This window comes from Streptomyces sp. NPDC046712, from assembly GCF_040645695.1.
In the GTDB taxonomy this organism is placed as follows: domain Bacteria; phylum Actinomycetota; class Actinomycetes; order Streptomycetales; family Streptomycetaceae; genus Streptomyces.
In genome coordinates, this window is the sequence record NZ_JBEYYW010000026.1 from 59,872 (window position 1) to 80,220 (window position 20,349).

General features: G+C 74.0%; 13 protein-coding genes. 7 read left to right on the top strand and 6 right to left on the bottom strand.

What is annotated here, in order from left to right; translation table 11 throughout:
- Positions 1 to 32: 32 nt before the first annotated feature.
- From ABZ939_RS28615 to ABZ939_RS28630, 4 genes are read right to left on the bottom strand one after another with little or no spacing between them, the layout of a single operon-like run.
- On the bottom strand, positions 33 to 2,759 hold the full coding sequence (locus ABZ939_RS28615; protein ID WP_361861188.1) for an amino acid adenylation domain-containing protein: 2,727 nt from the start codon (positions 2,757 to 2,759) through the stop codon (positions 33 to 35).
- Positions 2,760 to 2,807: 48 nt separating this feature from the next.
- Positions 2,808 to 3,638 carry an SDR family oxidoreductase gene (locus ABZ939_RS28620; RefSeq protein ID WP_361861191.1) on the bottom strand — a complete coding sequence of 277 codons (831 nt, stop codon included), beginning with the start codon at positions 3,636 to 3,638 and terminating at the stop codon, positions 2,808 to 2,810.
- Positions 3,635 to 4,342 carry an alpha/beta fold hydrolase gene (locus ABZ939_RS28625; protein ID WP_361861194.1) on the bottom strand — a complete coding sequence of 236 codons (708 nt, stop codon included), beginning with the start codon at positions 4,340 to 4,342 and terminating at the stop codon, positions 3,635 to 3,637. Before ABZ939_RS28625 ends, ABZ939_RS28620 begins: the two co-directional genes overlap by 4 nt.
- A 29-nt stretch (positions 4,343 to 4,371) precedes the next feature.
- Positions 4,372 to 6,060: a condensation domain-containing protein gene (locus tag ABZ939_RS28630; protein WP_361861197.1), complete on the bottom strand. Its 1,689-nt coding sequence runs from the start codon at positions 6,058 to 6,060 to the stop codon at positions 4,372 to 4,374.
- A gap of 160 nt (positions 6,061 to 6,220) precedes the next feature.
- Here ABZ939_RS28630 and ABZ939_RS28635 point away from each other — a divergent pair, with 160 nt between their 5' ends.
- The 6 genes from ABZ939_RS28635 to ABZ939_RS28660 all read left to right on the top strand — a co-directional run bounded on the left by ABZ939_RS28635 (position 6,221) and on the right by ABZ939_RS28660 (position 17,686).
- Positions 6,221 to 7,165 (top strand): GNAT family N-acetyltransferase, encoded by a 945-nt coding sequence (locus tag ABZ939_RS28635; protein ID WP_361861200.1) that lies wholly within the window; start codon positions 6,221 to 6,223, stop codon positions 7,163 to 7,165.
- A 114-nt stretch (positions 7,166 to 7,279) separates the two neighbouring features.
- On the top strand, positions 7,280 to 8,020 hold the full coding sequence (locus tag ABZ939_RS28640) for a 2OG-Fe dioxygenase family protein (protein WP_361861203.1): 741 nt from the start codon (positions 7,280 to 7,282) through the stop codon (positions 8,018 to 8,020).
- 60 nt (positions 8,021 to 8,080) lie between these two features.
- Positions 8,081 to 11,485, top strand: a complete 3,405-nt coding sequence (locus tag ABZ939_RS28645) for an amino acid adenylation domain-containing protein (RefSeq protein ID WP_361861206.1) — start codon at positions 8,081 to 8,083, stop codon at positions 11,483 to 11,485.
- 158 nt (positions 11,486 to 11,643) lie between these two features.
- Positions 11,644 to 15,444, top strand: coding sequence for an MFS transporter (locus ABZ939_RS28650; RefSeq protein ID WP_361861209.1), 3,801 nt, complete (start codon positions 11,644 to 11,646; stop codon positions 15,442 to 15,444).
- A gap of 35 nt (positions 15,445 to 15,479) precedes the next feature.
- Positions 15,480 to 16,847 carry a glutamine synthetase family protein gene (locus ABZ939_RS28655; protein WP_361861212.1) on the top strand — a complete coding sequence of 456 codons (1,368 nt, stop codon included), beginning with the start codon at positions 15,480 to 15,482 and terminating at the stop codon, positions 16,845 to 16,847.
- A 65-nt stretch (positions 16,848 to 16,912) separates the two neighbouring features.
- On the top strand, positions 16,913 to 17,686 hold the full coding sequence (locus ABZ939_RS28660) for a 3-oxoacyl-ACP reductase (RefSeq protein ID WP_361861215.1): 774 nt from the start codon (positions 16,913 to 16,915) through the stop codon (positions 17,684 to 17,686).
- 161 nt (positions 17,687 to 17,847) lie between these two features.
- On the opposite strand, the gene thpR is transcribed toward ABZ939_RS28660, so the two are convergent.
- On the bottom strand, positions 17,848 to 18,417 hold the full coding sequence (thpR, locus tag ABZ939_RS28665) for an RNA 2',3'-cyclic phosphodiesterase (protein WP_361861218.1): 570 nt from the start codon (positions 18,415 to 18,417) through the stop codon (positions 17,848 to 17,850).
- A 33-nt stretch (positions 18,418 to 18,450) separates the two neighbouring features.
- Here thpR and ABZ939_RS28670 point away from each other — a divergent pair, with 33 nt between their 5' ends.
- The gene (locus ABZ939_RS28670) at positions 18,451 to 18,957 is read left to right on the top strand and encodes a GNAT family N-acetyltransferase (RefSeq protein ID WP_361861221.1); all 507 of its coding nucleotides are present in this window, start codon (positions 18,451 to 18,453) and stop codon (positions 18,955 to 18,957) included.
- Between the two features lie 34 nt (positions 18,958 to 18,991).
- Here ABZ939_RS28670 and ABZ939_RS28675 read toward each other — a convergent pair whose 3' ends face one another.
- Positions 18,992 to 20,329 carry an MFS transporter gene (locus ABZ939_RS28675; RefSeq protein WP_361861224.1) on the bottom strand — a complete coding sequence of 446 codons (1,338 nt, stop codon included), beginning with the start codon at positions 20,327 to 20,329 and terminating at the stop codon, positions 18,992 to 18,994.
- Positions 20,330 to 20,349 lie beyond the last annotated feature (20 nt).

Consider the following 20,349-nt stretch of genomic DNA (forward strand, 5'->3'; position numbering starts at 1 on the left):
CAGTCAGGAGGATCCCCGACGGGGCCCGCCCGTCACTCGCCGGCGGCGAACCGGGCCAGCGCGGCGGGGGTGCGGAGGCGGTAGACCTCGCGGACGCCGACCGTGAGGTCCCGGTCCTTCAGCAGACGGACGATGCGCAGCGCGAGGAGCGAGTTGCCGCCGAGCTCGAAGAAGTCGTCGTCCGGGCCCACTTCGGCGTGGAACAGCTCGCGCCAGACCGCGAGGACGCCGTCCAGCGCGGGGTCCCCGGCCGGGCCGGCGGTCGCCGGTGTCGCAGGGGCGGTGTCCGGCGCGGGAACGGCCGGGGTCACCGGCGCTGCCTGCGGCACGGGACCGGTCGGCGCCGGGGCCGCGTCCGGGCCCGGCAGACGGGTCGTGTCCGGGGCCGGCAGGCGGGTCGTGTCCACCTTGCCGTTGACGGTCAGGGGCAGGGCGTCCACACGGGTCAGGGTCGTCGGCATCATGTACTCGGGCAGCACGCGCGCCGCGTGGCGGCGGACCTCCGTCGTGTCCGCGCCGGCGAGGACCGTGTACGCGTCCAGGCGGACCTCGCCCGCCGCGTCCCGGCCCAGGACCACCGCCGCCGCGACGACCGCCTCGTGGGTGAGCAGGACGTTCCTGATCTCGCCCAGCTCGATGCGGTAGCCCCGTACCTTCACCTGGTCGTCGAGGCGGCCCAGGTGTTCCAGCCGGCCGTCCGGGAGGAGCGCTCCGAGGTCGCCGCTGAGGTAGAGGCGGCCGGGGCCGTCGGGGTCCGGGACGAAGCGGCGGGCGGTGAGCTCGGGCTGGTTCAGGTACTCCAGGGCCACCCCGTCGCCGGCCACCGCGATCTCGCCGGGCGAGCCGGGCGGCAGCAGCCTGCCCCGGCCGTCCAGGATCCGCACGGACCAGCCCGGGATCGCCCGGCCCACCGAGCGTGAGCCGCTCAGGGCCTCGGCACGGGTCACGGTCTGCGCGGTGACGTGCACGGTCGTCTCGGTGATGCCGAACATGTTGACCACCCGGCACCCGGACTCCGGGTGCGCGTCGAACCAGGGGGTCAGCGACCGCGCGTCCAGCGGCTCCCCGCCGAAGATCACCAGCCGGACGTCCAGCGTCCCCCGCCCCGGCCCCCGCTCCAGTTCGAGCAGGCGGGCGAAGGCCGAAGGCGTCTGACTGAGGACGGTCACCCGCTCCTTGGAGAGCAGTTCACGGAAGTCCTCGGGGGACCGGCAGGTCCAGTACGGGACGACGACGAGCCGCCCGCCGGTGAGCAGGCACCCCCAGATCTCCCACACCGAGAAGTCGAAGGCCGCCGAGTGGAACCAGGACCAGACGTCGCCCGGTCCGAGGCCGAAGTCGGGCGCGGTCGCGCTCAGCAGGTCGGACACGTTGCGGTGCGGGACGACGACGCCCTTGGGCCGGCCCGTGGAGCCGGAGGTGTAGATCACGTACGCGGGGTCGTCGGGGCCGGTGCCGGTGACCGGCGGCTCCTCGGGAGCGCCCTCCGCCAGCTCCTCCAGACGGGCCTGCTCCACGGCGACGCCCGCCGCGAACGGCGCGGCGTCGGCCGTCCCGGTGCCGACGAGGACGACGGAGAGGCCCGCGTCCTCGGCCGTGTAGGCGAGCCGCTCGGCCGGACTCGTGGGGTCCATGGGTACGTAGACGGCCCCGGCGGTCATGACGGCGAGCAGCACGACGACCAGGTCCGCGCCGCGGTCCAGGCAGACCCCGACCCGGTCGCGCGGGGCGACCCCGAGGCCCCGCAGGGCATGGGCCAGGCGACCGGCCCGGCGGGCGAGCTGACGGTAGGTCACGGTGGTGTCGCCGTCGACCAGGGCGACGGCGTGCGGGTCGGCGGCGGCGCGGGCCAGCACTTGCTCGTGCACGGTCCCGGCCCGGCGTCCGGCGGTACGCGGGGTGCTCCCCAGGTCCAGGACGCGCCGCCGCTCGGCCGCGTCCATCAGCTCCACCTCGGCCAGCGGCCGGTCCTGCGGTCCGGTCGTCAACGCGGTGAGCGCCGCGCCCAGTTGCCGTACGAGCGGCTCCGCCCGCCAGTCGGGGATCTCCCCCGGCCGGTACCAGGCGGTGGCCGTGTCCCCGGCGACGTGCAGGGTCAGCGCGTGCCGGGTGTCCAGCGGCGGCAGTACGTGAGTGCGCCCGGCGGGGTCCGGAGCGGGGTCGACCCGCAGGGCGAAGCGGATGCCGCCGGAGTCCGGCCCACGGTCGGCACGCGCGCGGTACTCCGCGACCGTGCGGTCCTCGTCGGCCTCGCCGGGCAGGCCGACGGTGTACGTCGCCCCGTCCGCCAGGACGTCGAGCACCGGCCGCCGAGCGGCCCACGAGCGGGCGAGGACGAGTCCGAACGCGCCGGCGAGGTCGGTGACCCCGGCGGCCGGCAGCTCGACGGGGAGCGCCGCGAGGGAGCCGTCGAGGGGCGTCAGCGGCGCGGGTACGGCGTCTCCCGGAACGGGCCCGAGCAGCGCGGCCGCGACGGCGTCCAGGTCGTGGTCGTGACCGCCGGACAGGACGAGCTCGCGCACACCGTCCTCGTACGCGAGCACCACGGCCCGCACGCCGGCCCCGCCGAGCGGAGCGTGCAGCTCCGCGGCGCGGCGGCGCTCGGCGAGGGGCCCGTCCGACGGACCGGCGACGGGCTCCGTCCACAGCCGGACCGCGGCCGCCCCTTCGTCGAGGACGGCGCCACCGGGCACCCGGTGGACGGCTCCGTGGTGGGACGACCCGCGCCCGACGGCGCCTCCGGCACGCTCCGATGACACGTCAACTCCTGAAGAACCTGGAAGGGAAGAGAAGAGAAAGGCGGCGCCTCAGCGGACGCTGTAGCCGCCGTCGACCGTGACCACGCTTCCGGTCGCGGACCGCGACTCGTCCGTGGCCAGCCAGAGCACCGCCCCGGCCACGTCCTCGGCCTCCACGAGGGCGTTCGTCGGCTGCTGGGTGATGAACGCCTCCTCGTGCTCGGCCGGGTCGAGGCCGATGGAGCGGCCGATCTCGGCGAGCATCCGGCCCTCGCCGTGGCCCGTGTCGCGCACCGAGCCGGGGCAGACCGCGTTGACCCGCACCCGGTACGGCGCGTAGTCCAGTGCCGCCGCCCGGGTCAGGCCGATCAGGCCGTGCTTGGAGGCCACGTACCCGGCGAAGTTGCGGTAGCCGACCAGGCCCGCGGTGGAGGCGATGTTGACGATGGAGCCGGCACGCCGCTCGGTCATCCCCGGGCCGACGGCCTTGATCATGCGCCAGGGCGCGTTGAGGTTGGTGTCCATCATCACGGACCAGTCGCTCTCGCCGACCTCGTGCACGATCCGGCCCGAAGGCCCCGCGATCCCGGCGTTGTTGACGAGGACGTCCACCTGTCCGAAGCGTGCGGCGGCCTCGGCGACGACGCGCTCGGCCTCGTCCTCGCGGCGTACGTCCGCGCGTACGGTCAGGACGGCGGCGCCCCGCTCACGGCACAGCCGTGCCGTGTACTCCAGCTGGGCGGCGGACGCCATCGGGTACGGCACCCCGGCCACTTCTGCCGCGATGTCGACGAGTACGAGCGCGGCCTGCTCCGCGGCGAGCGCGAGCGCGCACGCCCGCCCGATGCCCCGGCCGGCGCCGGTGACGATCGCGGTCCTGCCGGTCAGCCGGCCGGTCACGGGGCCACCCCGGCCACGGTGGCCTCCGCGACGAGGTCGAGGAGGGCGGCCCAGCCGTCGACGAGGTACATGTGCCCGCCGTCGATCTCCGCCTGGGTGAACCCGGCGGAGGTGATCTCCCGCCATTCGGCGAGCTCCGCCGCCGAGACGAGGTCGTCGGATGCTCCCCGTACGGCGAGGACCGGGACGTCGATCGGTCCGGTGGCGGTGTGCACGTAGTTCTCGTGCATCGCCACGTCGGTACGGAGCGTGGGCAGGATCAGCTCCCGCAGCTCCGGCTCGTCCAGGGCGGGGTGCTTGTACCCGGCGATCTCGGCGACACCGGCCACGAACGCGTCGTCCGGAAGCCCGGTGACCCGCCCGGCCCGTGGGGTGCCGGGACGGTTGGACCCGCTCACGACCAGGGTCGGCGCGATGCCGGGCGCCTGCTCCGCGAGCCTGCGGACGGTCTCGTACGCGAGGAGCGCGCCGTAGCTGTGGCCGAAGACGGCCACGCGCTCGGCGCCGTCGATCTCGGCCAGCAGCTCGGGCACGATGCGCGCCATCAGGGTGTCCAGGTCGGTGCACTCCTCCTCCGCGAGGCGGCGCTCACGGCCGGGGAGCTGCACGGGGACGATCCGCAGGTCGTCGCGGTGGCCGAGCCAGGGGTGGAAGAAGCTGGCGCCCGCCCCGGCAGGGGGGAAGCACAGTACGGGAGTGGACATGTCTCTCCAGGGATCGGATCGGGGGCGGTTCAGACGGCGGACGGGCCGGTGCCGGCATCGGCCGCGGCGGCGGCTTCGGCCTCTTCGGCCGCCAGCGCCTCCAGCAGCCGCCAGGCCACCTCCTCGACGGTGAAGTTGGCGTACAGCTCGCGGACCGCGAGCCCGATGCCGAACTCCTCGCGCAGCCGCGCCGTCAGCCGGACGGCGGCCAGCGACTGTCCGCCGAGGTCGAAGAAGTTGTCGTGCACCCCGACGCGTTCCCGTCCGAGGAGTTCGGCCCAGATCAGGGCCACCGCCTCCTCCAGGGGCGTGCGCGGCGCCACGTACACGGCCGGTCCGGTGGCCTGCGGGGTCGCTGCGGCGGCCGGCGCGGTCTGGGCGGGCCGGGTCGCGGGGCCGGTCACGCCCGGGACGGCGGAGAGGGGCAGCGCCGACCGGTCGGCCAGCCACTCCCACACCGCGAGGAGGTCCTTCGCGAGGGCGGCGACGGTGTCCGCGTCGAACAGCCCGCTGTCGTACTCCAGCACGCCGTGCAGTGCCTCGGCGCCGGGCCGGAGGTCGAGGACGAGCGGGGCCTTGGCCGTGCCGATGCCGACCGGGATCTGCTCCCACTCCAGACCCGCCGGGCTCCAGTTCTCCTCGCGGGCGGACTGCAGCACCATCATCACCTGCCCGGCCGCCGAGCGGTCGCGCTCCGCGCCCGGGCCGCCGAGGAGGTTCGCGGCCTGCTCGAAGGGCAGTTCCTCGTGGTCGTAGGCGCCGAGGCAGGTCTCCCGTACGCGGGCGAGGACCTCCTCCGCGTCCGGATCGCCGGAGAGGTCGGTCCGCAGCAGGAGCGGGTTGACGAAGTAGCCGATGATCTCCTCGAGTTCGGGGCGGGAGCGGCCCGATACCGGGGAGAGGACCGTGATGTCGTCCTGGGTGCACCACCGGCCGAGGAGGGCGTCGAAGCCTGCCAGCAGGATCATGAAGAGGGTGGCGTCGCCCTTGCGGGCTGCCGCCTCCAGCCGCCCGGCCAGCCCGGCGGGCACGGTGAACTCGTGCAGCGCGCCGGCCGACGGAGACGGCTGTGTGCCGCCCCGCGCCTCGGCCCGGACGGGCAGGTTCAGCGGCGCGGCGCCCGCCAGCCGTCCGGACCAGTACGCGGTCAGCCGGTCGAGGTGCGCACCGCTCAGCAGATCGCGCTGCCAGACGGCGAAGTCGGCGTACTGGATGGCCAGTTCGGGCAGCTCCAGCGGCTCGCCCGCCACCTCGGCCGCGTAGTGCAGCAGCAGCTCGCGCAGCAGGATCGCCGAGGACTCGCCGTCGGTGATGATGTGGTGCATCACCAGCACCGCGACATGGTGGTCAGGCGCCAGACGCAGCAGCCGCAGGCGGACCAGCGGCCCCGCCGCCAGGTCGAACGGCGTCTCGACCTCGCGCTGGACGAGCGCGTCCACCTCGTCGGCGGTCACCTCGGCCACCGGCACGCTCAGCGGTGCGACGGGGCCGATCACCTGGACCGGTACGCCCGCGTCGAGCCGGAAGACCGTCCGCAGGGTCTCGTGGCGCGCGGCCACCGCGTTGAGCGCCGCCGTCAGGGCCGGCACATCGAGCGCGCCGCGCAGCCGGATGCCCGCGACGACGTGGTAGGCCGAGCGGCCGGGGTCGATCTGGTGCTGCAGCCAGAGGCTCTGCTGGGCGAACGACGTGGTGATCGCCAGCGACTGCTCAGCCATCGGGAGTGGACCTCCTGGGTCGGACGGGACCGGTCCACCGCATCCTGCGCCCGCCCCCGCCCGCGCGGCAGTCGGGAAGACCCCTGACTGACCTGGTGCTCCGCGTGATGCCAGAGTTGCTGCCTCCATGGATCACTCCATAGATCACGGAGGCCCCCACATGCAGTACCGCCCGATGACCGAGAGCGATCTGGACGCCGTCCTCGCCTGGGACGTCAAGGAGCCCGTCGCCTGGATCGGCGCCGACCGCTACCGCGAGGAGACCGAGGCCCGGCAGTGCCGCCCGGAATGGACCTGGATCGCCGAGGAGGACGGCCGGATCCTCGCGCGGGCCCTGTGGTGGGGCCGCTCCGACAGCGAGCGCCCGATCACCCTGGACTGTCTGACCGTGCACGAGTCGGTCACCGAGCCGGCCGCGCTCGCCGCCGGGCTGCTCGCCGCCGCGCACGCGGTCTTCGCGGAGCAGGGTGCCACCACCCCGCCCGCGTACAACATCATGCTTCCGCAGGACCAGGGCGACGAGGCCGGCCGGATCGCCGCCGCCGCATGGCGCGAGGAGGCGGCGCGGCGCGCCGGGCTGACCGAGCGGATCCAGCGGCTGCGCTTCGAATGGGCGCCGGAGGCCGGTGCCCCCGAGCCCTCGGACCGGCTCGTCTTCACCGCCGAGCCCGACGACGAGGCGTTCGTCGAGGTGTTCCGCCAGGTCGCACGCGGCAGCCTGGACAGCGAGACCATCGCCAACGTCGCGTCCATGGGCGAGGAGGGCGCCGCCCGCGACGACCTCGAGTTCTACACGGGCTGCCCCGGCAAGCGGGAGTGGTGGCGGCTGGCTCACACCCCGGACGGGCGGCTCGCCGGCTTCGCGATCCCCTCCCGAACCCCGTACGGGCCGAACGTCGGCTACCTCGGCGTCGTCCCCGAGCTGCGCGGGCAGCGCTACATCGACGAGATCCTCGGCGAGATCACGCGCTTCCACGCCGGTGAGGGCGCCGAGCGGATCACCGCCACGACGGACTCCACCAACGTCCCGATGGCCAATGCCTTCCGCCGGGGCGGATACCGCGTCAGCGAGATCCGCGTGATCCTGGCGGCGCCCGCCGCCTGACGGAGGCGTTGTCAGGGGTTCCCCCGACTGCTGCGGACCGGTGGGCGCGGCCAGGATCGGAAGCATGGAGGTACGGACGGACCGTGCTCCCGATCCAGTGAGAGGCAGCCCACCGTGTCCGACGCGTTCGCCCCGACCACGCTTGCCGCCGCCGAGTCCCGGGCGGCGCACGACCTGTCCGCCCAGGGGCACCACCTGCTGGCCGCCGCCCCGCTGTCCGAGCTCGTCGGCGCCGGCGCCGAGGACTGGGCGCGCTTCGCCCGGCACTGGGACGATCTCACCGTCGACCGCTACATGCGCGACAACGGCACCTACCGCTACCGCCGTTACGGCCACTTCCACCTGGACGCGACGACCGGCACGCTGACGGCCCAGCCGCACGCCCCCTACGCGCAGGACCTCACGGTCAACCCGCTCAACGGCGGCCAGCAGCGCCACTTCGACCCGCTCACCGAGGAGTTCCTCGCCGACCCGCTGACGCGGGCGACGGTGCTCACGCTCGGCCGGATCTTCACCGCGGCCGAGGGCGTCGGCACATGGGACGTGAAGCTGCACCCGTTCCGCATCGTGACCAGCCCAGGCCAGGTCGGCAAGCCCGCCCCGCAGGGCAGGCACCGCGACGGGTCCACCTTCGTCACCTCGCTGCTGGTCAACCGGCACAACGTCAGCGGCGGCGAGTCCTCCCTCTACAGCGAGGACGGCGAGCAGCTCCTTGCCGTGACCCTCGCCGAGCCGGGCGACCAGCTCCTCGTGGACGACCGGCGCGTCCTGCACGACGTCACCGCGCTGCAGCCGGTGGACCCCACGCAGCCCGCCCACCGTGACGTGCTGATCGTCGACTTCGACCTTCTCTGAGCCGACCTCTCCCCTCCGGCAGCCCCCCTCCGACCATGACGCCCCAGGAGTGACCGACCGATGTCCGAGTTGAACCGCGCGATCAGCGAGCTGTCCCCTGAGCGGCGCGCCCTGCTCAGCCTGCGGCTCGCCCAGGGGCGGGCTCGGCAGGACGCCGTCCCCCGGCTGCCGCGCACACCCGGCGTCAGCCGCCACCGCGCGTCCCAGGGCCAGGAGCGGCTGTACTTCCAGCACGAGCTGGCGCCCGACGCCGTCACCTACCTGCTGCCCATCGTGCTGCGGCTGCGCGGCGCGCTGGACGAGGAGGCCCTGCGCACGGCCCTGGGGACCGTCGTCGACCGACACGAGGCGCTGCGCACCGGCTTCGAGCTCACCCCCGACCAGGGTCTGACGCAGGTCGTCCACGCCCCGGGCGAGGTCCCGGTCGACCTCGTGGCCGCGCAGGCCGCGGCCGGCGACGTGGACGCCCTCGTGGCGGAGCTCACCACCCGGCCGTTCGACCTCGCCGCGCCCGGTCTGCTGCGCGCGGGCCTCTGGCGGGTCGGCGAGGAGTCCCAGGGGACCCGGTCCTGGGTGTTCGCCCTGTGCGTGCACCACATCGCGGTCGACGGCTGGTCCCTCGGCGTCCTGGTCGACGAGCTGATGGAGGCGTACACCGCGGCCGTCGAGAACCGTGCCGCAGAACTTCCCGAACTGCCCGTGCAGTACGCCGACTTCGCCGCCTGGCAGCGTGAGCGCGCCGACGGCGAGGCGGCGGCCGGACACCTCGCGTACTGGCGCGAGGCCCTGGAGGGCGCCGCCGAACTGCACCTGCCCGGCGACCGGACCCGGCCCACCGAGCCCTCGTACCGGGGCGGGGCCGTACCGCTGCGGCTCTCCCCCGAGCTGACGGAGCGCCTCACCGCGCTCGGCAAGTCCGAGCAGACCACCCTGTTCAGCGTCCTGCTCGCCGCCTACGCGGTGGTCCTGCACCGCTGGTCCGGCCAGCGGGACCTGGTCGTCGGCACCCCTGTCGCGGGCCGTTCGCGCCCCGAACTGGAGCGCCTCGTCGGCTTCTTCGTCAACACCCTGCCGCTGCGCCTCGACGTGGACGGCGCCGCGCCGTTCCGCGCGCTGCTGCGCCAGGCGGGCGACCGCACCGTGGCCGCCATGAGCCACCAGGACGTCCCGTACGAGCGGATCGCGCAGGCGGTCGGCGGTGACCAGGCGGCGGGCCGGGGCGGCGCGCTGCTGCACACCCTGCTCGCCCTGCGGAACGTGCCCTTCGGCGAACTGCGGCTGCCCGGCGTCGAGGTGGACATCGACGACACCACCAGCGCCGGCGCCGACCTCGACCTGACTCTGGAGTTCTCGCCGACCCCCGACGGCGGCCTGTCCGGCTGGCTCGGCTACGCCCTCGACCTCTACGACGCCGAGACGGCCGCCCGGATCGGCGAGGCCGTCGAGACGGTCCTGGCGGCGGTCGCCGCCGACGGCTCCACGGACGTGCGCCGGCTCCCGGTGATGTCCGAGGACCAGCGCGAGCGGCTCCTGGCCATGAGCGGCCCGGCCTCCGCCGCCTGCCCGCCCCGGCTGCTCACCGACTGGTTCGCCGACCAGGTCGCCGCCACCCCCGACGCGGTGGCCGTCATCGCCGACTCCGGCGACGACGCCGTCCCCTCCCCCTCCCTGACCTTCCGCGAACTGGACGAGCGCTCCAGCCGGCTGGCGCACTGGCTGCGGGACACGGGGGTCCGCACCGAGGACCGGGTGGGCCTGTGCCTGCCGCGCGGACTCGACTTCATGGTCGCCCTGTTCGGTGTGTTCAAGGCCGGCGCCGTGTACGTCCCGCTGGAGCCGGACCACCCGGCCGAGCGCCACGAGCAGCTGATCCGTGACGCCCGTACGGTGCGGGTGCTGACCCTCGCCGAGCTGGCCGGCCGGATCCCGGCCGTCACCCCGCCCGGCCGGGACACCGCCGTGGAGACCGTCGCCCTCGACACCCTCGACGCCGAGCTCTCCGTGCGTCCGGCCGACCGGCCGAGCCTCGCGCTGACCCCGGACAACGCCGCGTACGTCCTCTACACCTCGGGCTCCACCGGGCAGCCCAAGGGCGTCGTCGTCCCGCACCGCGCGATCTCCAACCGGGTGCGCGAGATGATCGACTCGCTCGGGTTCGGACCGGACGACACCGTCCTGCACAAGACGCCGATCACCGCCGACCCCTCCCTGTGGGAGATCCTGGTGCCGCCGCTGAGCGGCGCCCGCCAGGTCATGGCCCTCCCCCGCCGCAACACCGACGCCCGCTACGTCCACGAGGTGCTGGTCCGGCACGGGGTCACCGCCACCGACTTCGTCCCCTCCACGCTCCGCCCGGTGGTCGCCGAGCCCGGCTTCGCCGAGGCCGCGCGCACCCTGCGCATCGCGCAGAGCGGCGGCGAGGAGCTGACCGCCGAACTCGCCGGCCGCTTCCTCGAACTCGCCCCGCACGCCGACCTCTACAACTGCTACGGCCCCACCGAGTCCACCATCGACGTCGCCATGCACCGCGTGCCGGTACCGGTCCCCCAGCCGGTGCCGATCGGCTCGCCGATCGCGGGCGTGAAGCTGTACGTCCTCGACGACCTCGGCCGCATCCAGCCGATCGGCGTCGCCGGTGAACTCCTCATCGGCGGCGTGCAGTTGGCCCGCGGCTACCTCGACCGCCCCGGGCAGACCGCCGAGCGCTACGTGCCCCACCCCTTCGCACCCGGCGAGCGGCTGTACCGCACCGGCGACCGGGCCCGCTGGAAGGCGGACGGCACGCTGGAGTTCCTCGGCCGGCTCGACCACCAGGTCAAGATCCGCGGCTACCGGGTGGAGCCCGCCGAGGTGGAGACGGCGCTGCGCACGCACCCGTCGGTCGCCGAGGCCACCGTCCTCGCCCTGCCCGACCGTCAGGGCGATCTGAGCCTCGCCGCGTACGTCACCGCCGTCGAGGGCACGACCGTGCCGGGCGCCGACGCGCTCCGCCGCCACCTGGGCCGGATCGTCCCGACCCCGATGATCCCGGCCTCGTACACCGTCCTCGACGTCTTCCCGCTGACCCCGAACGGCAAGGTCGACCGCGCGGCGCTGCCGCTGCCCGGCGCGGGCGGCCCCGCGACCGGCGCCGAGCACGTGGCGCCCTCCGACGACGTCCAGCGGGTCCTCGCCGGTGTGTGGGAGCAGGCGCTCGGGGTCCCCGGCATCGGTGTGCACGACGACTTCTTCACCCTGGGCGGCCACTCGCTGCTCGCGACGCTGGTCGTCTCCAACATCCGGCAGCTGTTCCGGATCGAACTGCCGCTGCACTTCTTCATCGAGGCGCCGACCGTGGCGGCCCTCGCCGACCTGGTCCGCGCGCAGGGCGCGGAGGCCGGCATCGACATCGACCGGGTGGCCGACCTGGTCCTGAAGGTCCAGCGGATGTCCGCCGCCGAGGTGGACGCGGGCCTGCGCGCCTGACCGCGGCTGCCCGTTCCCGGGTCCGAACGCCCGGGCCGTACGCCCGGGCGTTACGCCCGCCCCACCGCGACCGACGCCGACCGGCCGCCACCCGCACGGGAACCCGATCCATGCCGGCCGCACCTCACCCCACCCCGACCTGACAGAAAGGCACGACCGTGGCGACGCAGACCATGGCGCCGGCGGCCGCGGACCGCGGCGGATTCGCCGCCGGCTTCCGCCGCCTGTGGAGCGCCACCACGCTCTCCGGACTCGGCGACGGCATCCGGATCACCGCGTTCGCGGTCTTCGCCGCCGCGCTCACCGAGGACCCGTTCCTCGTGGCGCTGGTGACGGTGGCCTCGCGGCTGCCCTGGCTGTTCGTGGGGCCCTTCGCCGGGACGCTGGCCGACTCCGTCGACCGGTGGCGGGCGCTGTGGCTCTGCGACCTCGCGCGGGCCGCGGTCATCGGCCTGTTCGCCCTGCTCGCGTTCACCGGGCAGGTGGGCATCGCCGTCCTCGCGGTCACCGCGTTCGTCCTCAGCTCGATCGAGACGCTCGCGGAGAACCTGTCCCAGGCGGTGGTGCCCGATGTGACCGGCGGCGCCTCGCTGGACTCCGCCAACAGCCGTCTGATGGGCGGGCAGTTCGTCACCACGGAGTTCCTCGGGGCGCCCCTCGGCGCGTTCCTGTTCTCCACCTCCCACGCGCTCCCCTTCGCCCTGGACACGATCTCCTTCGGTCTCTCGGCGCTGCTGATCCTCTCCGTCCGCCGATCGCGCGGGGCCGAGACGGCCACCGTCGCGGCCGCCCCGGCCACCGAGCGGATGACGCCCCGCCGACTGCGCGAGCAGACGGCCGAGGGCATCCGCTGGCTGCGCGGCCACCGCACGCTGCGCACGGTCTGTGTGCTGATCGGCACCCTGAACTTCTCGATCCTGGCCGTGCTGTCCATCGCCGTCCTGTACGCCCTGGAGACCCTTGGGATCGGCGAGAACGCGTACGGGCTGCTCATGGTCCTCGTCGCGGTGGGCGGACTCGTCGGCCTGCTCGTCGCGCCGCTCGTGGTGAAGCGGATCGGCCGCGGCCGCACTCTTCAGCTGGCGTTCGCGCTCTGCCCGCCGGCCTTCCTCGTCCCCGGCCTCACCGACAACCCGTTCCTCGCCGCGGGCACGCTGAGCCTCGTCGGCGCCGCCATCTCGCTGGCGAACGTCGTCACCATCTCGCTGCGCCAGGTCCTCGTCCCCACCCAGCTGTTCGGCCGGGTCAACGGTGCCTACCGGCTCGTCGTCAACGGCGTGTCCCCGGTCGGCGGCCTGGTCGGCGGCGTGGTCGCCGACCAGTTCGGCCTGCGCGCCCCGTTCCTGATGTCGGCGGTCCTGATGACCGCCGTGACGGTGGTGGCGCTGGTGATGCTGCCGCCGAAGAGCCTGGACATCGAGGACAAGGAGAACGGCTCGCCCGAGCCGGCATCCGAGGCGGCGTCCAGCACGCCGTCCGACACGGCGCCCGACGCAGCCTCCGAGGCGGCGTCCGACACGGCGTCCGACGCGACCCCCGACGCAGCCCCCGACACGCCGTCCGCGCCCGAAGTCCCCGCACCCTCGCCCCCCGCCGCAGCGTCCTCGCGACGATGGCTGCGCCCGCGCCACCGCGCCCAGGCCCTCGTCGTCGCCCTGGCCGCCGCGGCCGCCGCCGTCAGCGCCTGGACCACCGTCGCCGGCCCCGCCCCGCTCCCCGCCGACGCCCCCGCGAGCGCCTTCTCGGCCGACCGCGCCCACGCGAAGCTCAGCGCGCTCTCCGACAACCCCCACCCCATCGGCACCCCCGAACACGACAAGGTCCGCGACCGGATCGTCGCCGAACTCCGCGCCCTCGGGCTCACCCCCCGCGTCGACAGCGCGGTCAGCACGGACACCGGCTCGGGCGCCGCACTCTCCGCCCACGTCCAGAACATCAGCGCCACCCTGCCGGGCACGAACCCCACGGGCCGCGTGCTCCTCGTGGCGCACTACGACTCCGTCGAGATCGGCCCCGGCGCCTCCGACGACGGACTCGGGGTGTCCTCCCTCCTGGAGTCCGCCCGTGCGCTGACCTCAGGACCCGCCCAGCGCAACGACATCACCTTCCTCTTCACCGACGGCGAGGAGCCGGGCCTGATGGGCGCCCGGGCCTTCACCGCGGCCGGGGTCTCCGACCCCGACCGCACGGTGGTGATCAACCTGGAGGCGCGCGGCACGTCCGGGCGCGTGGTGATGTTCGAGACCGGCGCGCACAACAGCGCCCTGGTCCCGACGCTGGCCGACGTGCCGCCGGTCGCCACCTCGTTCTCGTACGAGATCTACCGCCTGCTCGCCCAGGACACCGACCTCTCCGAGCTCCGCCGCACCGGCCTGACCGGCCTCAACTTCGCGGTGCTGGGCGGCTCCGCGAACTACCACACCCCGCAGGACAACCTGGCGAACATCGACCGCTCCAGCCTGCAGGACATGGGCTCCGCCGCCCTGTCCTCGGCCCGCGCGCTCGCCGCGAGCGACCTCGGGAAGGTGGCCGGGCACACCGACGCCACGTACTTCACCCTCTTCGGCCTCCTGCTGTACTACCCGGCCGCGCTGGTCCTGCCGCTCGCCGCGGCGACCGCGCTCGCACTCGCCGCCGCCCTGTGGTTCGCCCGCCGGCGCGGCGCGATCCGGCTGCGGGCCGTCGGCGCGGTGGCCGCCGGCCTGCCGCTGCCGCTGCTCGGGGCGGCCGCCACCGGCTGGCTCGGCTGGGAGCTGCTCACCCTGATCCGCCCGGACTACCGGGGCCTCATGCTGGGCGACCCGTATCGGCCGGAGCTGCCCGCCCTCGGCCTGACCGTCGTGGCCGTAGCGCTGACCTGGGCGTGGACGGCGTTCCTGCGCCGCGTCCGGCCGCACCGCGCCAAGCCCGCGAACCGCCCTGCGCGCACGCCCCGTACCGGCCTCGAACTGGCCGCCGGTGTCACCGCCGTCCTGACGCTGCTCACCGTCGTCACCGCGCTGGTCTTCCCCGGTGCCTCCTACCTCTTCGCCTGGCCCGCGCTGACCGGCGCTGCGGGTCTGGCGATCGCGGCCCGGCTGCCCGGCCGTTCACCGTGGCGCGGCGCCTGCGCGGCGCTCGCCGCGGTCCCCGCCGCCGCGCTGCTCACCCCGATCGTGCTCATGCTGTTCACGACGGTGGGCCTGGTGTACGCCTCGGTGCCGCTGGCCGTCGTCGTCCTGGTCGCCGCCCCGCTGGTCGTCCCGGCGACCCCGGTCCTGCCGGGCCGGCGCATCCTGGCCGTCGTCTGCGCGGCCGCGCTCCTCGGCACGGCCGTCCTCGCCACCGGAGCGGTCACCGACCGGACCGACGCCCGACACCCCGCCCACGTCAGCCTGATGTACGCGGTGGACGCCGACGCGGGCACGGCCCAGTGGCTGAGCGACGGCCGGAACCCCGACCCGTGGGTCGCCCGGTACGTCACCTCCGACGCGTCCGGCCTCGCCCGCCGCTTCCCGCCGCTGACCGAACCCGACACCTTCAGGGTCGGCCCGGCCCCCACCGCGGCCGTGCCGCTGCCGACCCTGAAGGTCCGCGAGGACCGACGGGCGGACGGGGTACGCACCCTCACCCTGCACCTCGGGTCGCAGGGCGGCGCGCCCACCCAGCTGATGCTGTACGCCGACACCGAGCGGGCCGAGATCGTCGGCGCCCGGCACGGCGCGACCGACCTTCCGGGCGGCCGCAACCGCAGCACCGAGGCCGGCGCGTGGGGATGGGGCTTCATCATGGCCGCGCCCGGCACAGAGGGCACCGAACTCACCCTGCGCGTACGCGGCGAAGGACCGCTGCCGCTGCGGGTGGTGGCCCAGACCCCGACCCTGCCCGCCGAGGCGCTGCGCGTCCCGCGCCCGGCGACGGTGACGTGGTCCGGCGACGCGTCCGGAGTCACCCTCGCCACCCGCGCGTACACCCTCTGAGCCCTCTCCCAGCCCACCGAACCGTGGAGTAGATCATGACCAAGCGCAAAGGGCTGCTCACCCTCGACGAGCTCCGCGAGCGGGTGGCGGCCGAGGAGATCGACACGGTCGTCCTCGCCTTCACCGACATGCAGGGGCGGCTCCAGGGCAAGCGGCTGTCCGCCGAGTACTTCCTCGACGAGGTCGCCGAGGGGCACACCGAGGGCTGCAACTACCTGCTTGCCGTGGACGTCGAGATGAACCCGGCCGACGGCTACGCCATGTCGTCCTGGGACCGCGGCTACGGGGACTTCGTCCTCGTACCGGACCTCGCGACCCTGCGGCTGCTGCCCTGGCACGAGGGCTCCGCGCTCGTCCTCGCCGACCTGCGGTGGGAGGGCGGCGAGCCCGTCGCCGCCTCGCCCCGCCAGATCCTCCGGGCCCAGACCGACCGGCTCGCCGCCCGCGGCTGGCGGGCGATGGTCGGCACCGAGCTCGAGTTCGTCGTGTACGAGGACACCTACGAGCAGGCGTGGCGGAAGAACTACCGCGACCTGGAACCCGCCAACCAGTACAACGTGGACTACTCGGTCCTCGGCACCTCCCGGGTCGAGCCGCTGCTGCGCCGCATCCGCACGTCGATGACGGCCGCCGGCATGTACGTGGAGTCCGCGAAGGGCGAGTGCAACCTCGGTCAGCACGAGATCGTCTTCCGCTACGACACGGCCCTGACGACCTGCGACAACCACGCGGTCTACAAGACGGGCGCGAAGGAGATCGCCGCGCAGGCGGGCCAGAGCCTCACGTTCATGGCCAAGCCCAACGAGCGCGAGGGCAACTCCTGCCACATCCACATCTCCGTGCGCGCCGAGGACGGCACGCCGGTGCTGGCCGGCGACGGACCCGGGGGCCTCTCCCGGCTGGGCGAGCACTTCCTGGCCGGTCAGCTGGCCGCCCTGCGCGAGCTGACGCTCTTCTACGCGCCGAACATCAACTCGTACAAGCGCTTCGTCCCCGGCAGCTTCGCCCCCACCACCGTCAAGTGGGGGGTGGACAACCGGACCTGCGCGCTGCGCCTGGTCGGCCACGGCCCCTCGCTGCGGGTGGAGAACCGGCTCCCGGGCGGCGACGTCAACCCCTACCTCGCGGTGGCCGCCCTCATCGCCGCCGGACTGGACGGCATCGACCGCGAGCTGCCCCTGGAGCCCGTCCACGAAGGCAACGCCTACGACGCCGTGGACGCCCCGCGCGCACCCCGCGACCTGCGGGAGGCGCTGGAGCTGTGGGAGAACAGCGCGCTGGCCGCCCGGGTCTTCGGCCCTGAGGTCGTGGCCCACTACGCCAACAACGCGCGCGTCGAGCTCGCCGCCTACGAGCGGGCGGTCACCGACTGGGAACTGCGCCGCGGCTTCGAACGCCTCTGATCACCCGTACGAACGCCTCGTACACACACGCCTCGTACACACACGAAGGAACGGACATCGCCACCATGAACGTAAGCCTCCGACTTCAGGACCGGGTCGCGGTAGTGACCGGAGCGGGCAGCGGCATCGGCCTCGCCACCGTCCGCCGGATGGCCGCCGAGGGCGCGAAGATCGTCGTCGCCGACGTCGACCCCGTCGCCGGCCAGGCCGCGGCCGACGAGACCGGCGGCCTGTTCGTCCGGACGGACGTCACGGACGAGGCCGACGTGCGCCGCATGTACGAGGAGGCGTTCCAGGCGTACGGCCGCATCGACATCGCCTTCAACAACGCGGGCATCTCGCCCCCGGAGGACGACTCGATCCTCACCACCGGCCTCGACGCCTGGCGCCGCGTCCAGGAGACCAACCTCACGTCGGTCTTCCTGTGCTGCAAGTACGTGATCCCCTACATGCAGCGCCAGGGCAAGGGGTCCATCATCAACACGGCCTCGTTCGTGGCCCTGATGGGCGCCGCGACCTCGCAGATCTCGTACACCGCGTCCAAGGGCGGCGTGCTGGCCATGACGCGGGAGCTGGGCGTCCAGTTCGCGCGCGAGGGCATCCGCGTGAACGCGCTCTGCCCGGGGCCGGTGAACACTCCGCTGCTTCAGGAGCTGTTCGCCAAGGACCCGGCGCGCGCCGCCCGCCGTCTGGTGCACATCCCCACCGGCCGGTTCGCCGAGCCGGAGGAGATCGCCGCCGCGGCCGCCTTCCTGGCCAGCGACGACTCCTCGTTCGTCACGGCCTCGGACTTCCTGGTGGACGGCGGCATCGCGGGCGCGTACGTCACTCCGGAGTGACGTGGACGGCGGCATCGCGGGCGCCCGTCACTCCGGAGTGACGGGCGGGCGAGGCGACGGGGTTACTGACCGACCACGGAGGCCACCGCGATGATCGCGAACATCAGTACAAGCACACCGGCCATGATCCGGTTTCGGGTCTTCGGGTCCACCCTTCGAGGTTAACCCGCCCCTCCCAGCGGCCATGCGCCGACCGTCTCGTACCGCGGCTGAGCCCCCGGCACACCGCCGCCCGGGAGGTTGCTGCGGACGAGCGCCAGCTCGGGGACCTGCCAGCGGGTGCCCTCGAAGTCGGCGAGGGCGTCCACGAAGGGGCGCAGGTCGATGCCGTCGCGGGAGCGGCCGATCGTCAGGTGCGCCTGGTAGCGGCGGTGCTCGTCCATCGCCACGCCGGCCCGGCGGGCGGCCGCGTCGGAGCGCTCGGCGAGCAGGCGCATCTCGTCGAGGTCCCCGGCCGCCCCCGTCCACAGCACCGCCCGGCCGAAGTGCCCGCCGCCGTGCAGCCGCAGACCGAACGGCGGCGTGCGGTGGGCGGCCCGGGCGAGCCGCTCGCGGAGGTCGGGGAGCAGCTCGTCGCCGACCTCGCCCATGAAGGCGAGCGTGAAGTGCCAGCCGGGCCGGGAGGTCCAGCGCAGCTGCCCGGCACCGGGGAGGTGCGCGAGGCGGTCGACGACGTGGGCGAGCTCGGTCAGCTGCTCCTGGGGCGGTACTACGGCAGCGAAAAGCCTCATACGCAGAGTGTGTCAGTGACTACCGTGGGCCGGATGGAGATCACGATCAGGAAGGGCGGGGCGGACGACGTCCCCGCGATACTCGCGATGCTCGACAGCGCCGTCGTCTGGCTCAACGGCAAGGGGATCACGGACCAGTGGGGCACCGAGCCCTGGTCCGCCCGCGCGAAGGCGGTGAGCCGGGTCGAGGAGATCGTGGCCGAGGGCACGCCGTGGATCGCGGAGATCGACGGCGTTCCGGCCGGCACGGTCACCCTGACCCCGCGCCCGGCGCCGTACGTGGCCCCGGCGGACGAGCCCGAGGTCTACGTCCACATCCTGGCGACGGACGCGCGCTTCCACGGCCGTGGCGTGGGCGCGGCGCTGCTCGCCCACGCGGTGGAGGAGACCCGCCGCCAGGGCATCTCACTCCTGCGCGTCGACTGCTTCGCGGGCAGCGAGGGCCGCCTGGTGGCGTACTACGAGCGCCAGGGCTTCACACGCACGGACCCCTTCACGGTCGCCGACTGGCCGGGCCAGGTCCTGGAGCGCCGGGTCTGACGGGTGAGGGGGCGTGTCCCCGCCCCCTCACCGGCTACGCCGCCGCCGCCAGGCGGTCGCGGGCGACGAAGCGGACCTGCGGGTGGCCGTGGTGCCAGGTGAAGGACATCTTCAGTCCGCCGACCCTCGCCAGGACCAGGCCGACGACGCCCGCCGCCACCAGGGAGACGAGACCGCCCGTGGCGAAGCCGATCCGCGGGCCGTACGTGTCCGTGATCCAGCCGAGCAGCGGCGCCCCGATCGGTGTGCCGCCGGCGAAGACCATCATGTAGAGGCTCATCACACGGCCTCGCATGACCGGGTCCGTCGCCAGCTGGACGGCCGAGTTGGCGGTGATGTTGACCGTGAGGCCGAACATGCCGATCGGGACGAGCAGCAGCGCGAAGAGCCAGAAGGACGGGGAGAGCGCCGCCGCGATCTCCAGCACGCCGAAGACCACCGCCGCGACGACCAGCGCCCGCAGCCGCGTGCTGCCCCGGCGGGCGGCGAAGAGGGCGCCCGCGAGCGACCCGGCAGCCATGAGCGTGTTCAGGAAGCCGTACGTCCCCGCGCCCACGTGGAAGATGTCGTCGGCGAAGGCCGTGAGCCAGATCGGGAAGTTGAACCCGAAGGTGCCGACGAAGCCCACGAGGACGATCGGCCAGATCAGGTCCGGTCGCCCGGCCACGTACCGCAGGCCCTCCCGCAGCTGTCCCTTGCCCCGCGGCGCGCGCTCCACCTTGTGGAACTCGGCGGGGCGCATCAGCAGCAGTCCGGCCAGCGGGGCGAGGAAGAACAGGCCGTTGAGCAGGAACGACCAGCCGCTGCCGACGGTGGCGATCAGCAGACCGGCGACCGCCGGGCCGACGAGCCGGGCGGACTGGAAGTTCGCGGAGTTCAGCGAGACGGCGTTGCGCAGCTGGTCGGGGCCGACCATCTCGGAGACGAAGGACTGCCGGGTCGGGTTGTCGACGACCGTGACCATGCCGAGCAGGAAGGCGACCAGGTAGACGTGCCAGACCTGGATGTGGCCGGAGAGCGTGAGGACGGCGAGCGCGAGCCCGCACAGGCCGAGCGCGGCCTGGCTGATCAGCAGGATGCGCCGCTTCGGGTAGCGGTCGGCGATGACACCGCCGTACAGACCGAAGAGCAGCATCGGCAGGAACTGCAGCGCCGTGGTGATGCCGACGGCGGCGGCGGATCCGGTGAGGCTCAGGACCAGCCAGTCCTGGGTGATCCGGGCCATCCAGGTGCCGGTGTTCGAGACGATGGCACCGGTGAAGAACAGCCGGTAGTTCCGGATCCTGAGCGAGGAGAACGTGCCGCCTCGCCCGGGGGTGTGGGTATCGGGTTGATGGACGGGTGCGGAGTCTGCTCCGGGTCCCGTACTCAAAGTGCGTCGCCTCCTCGGCG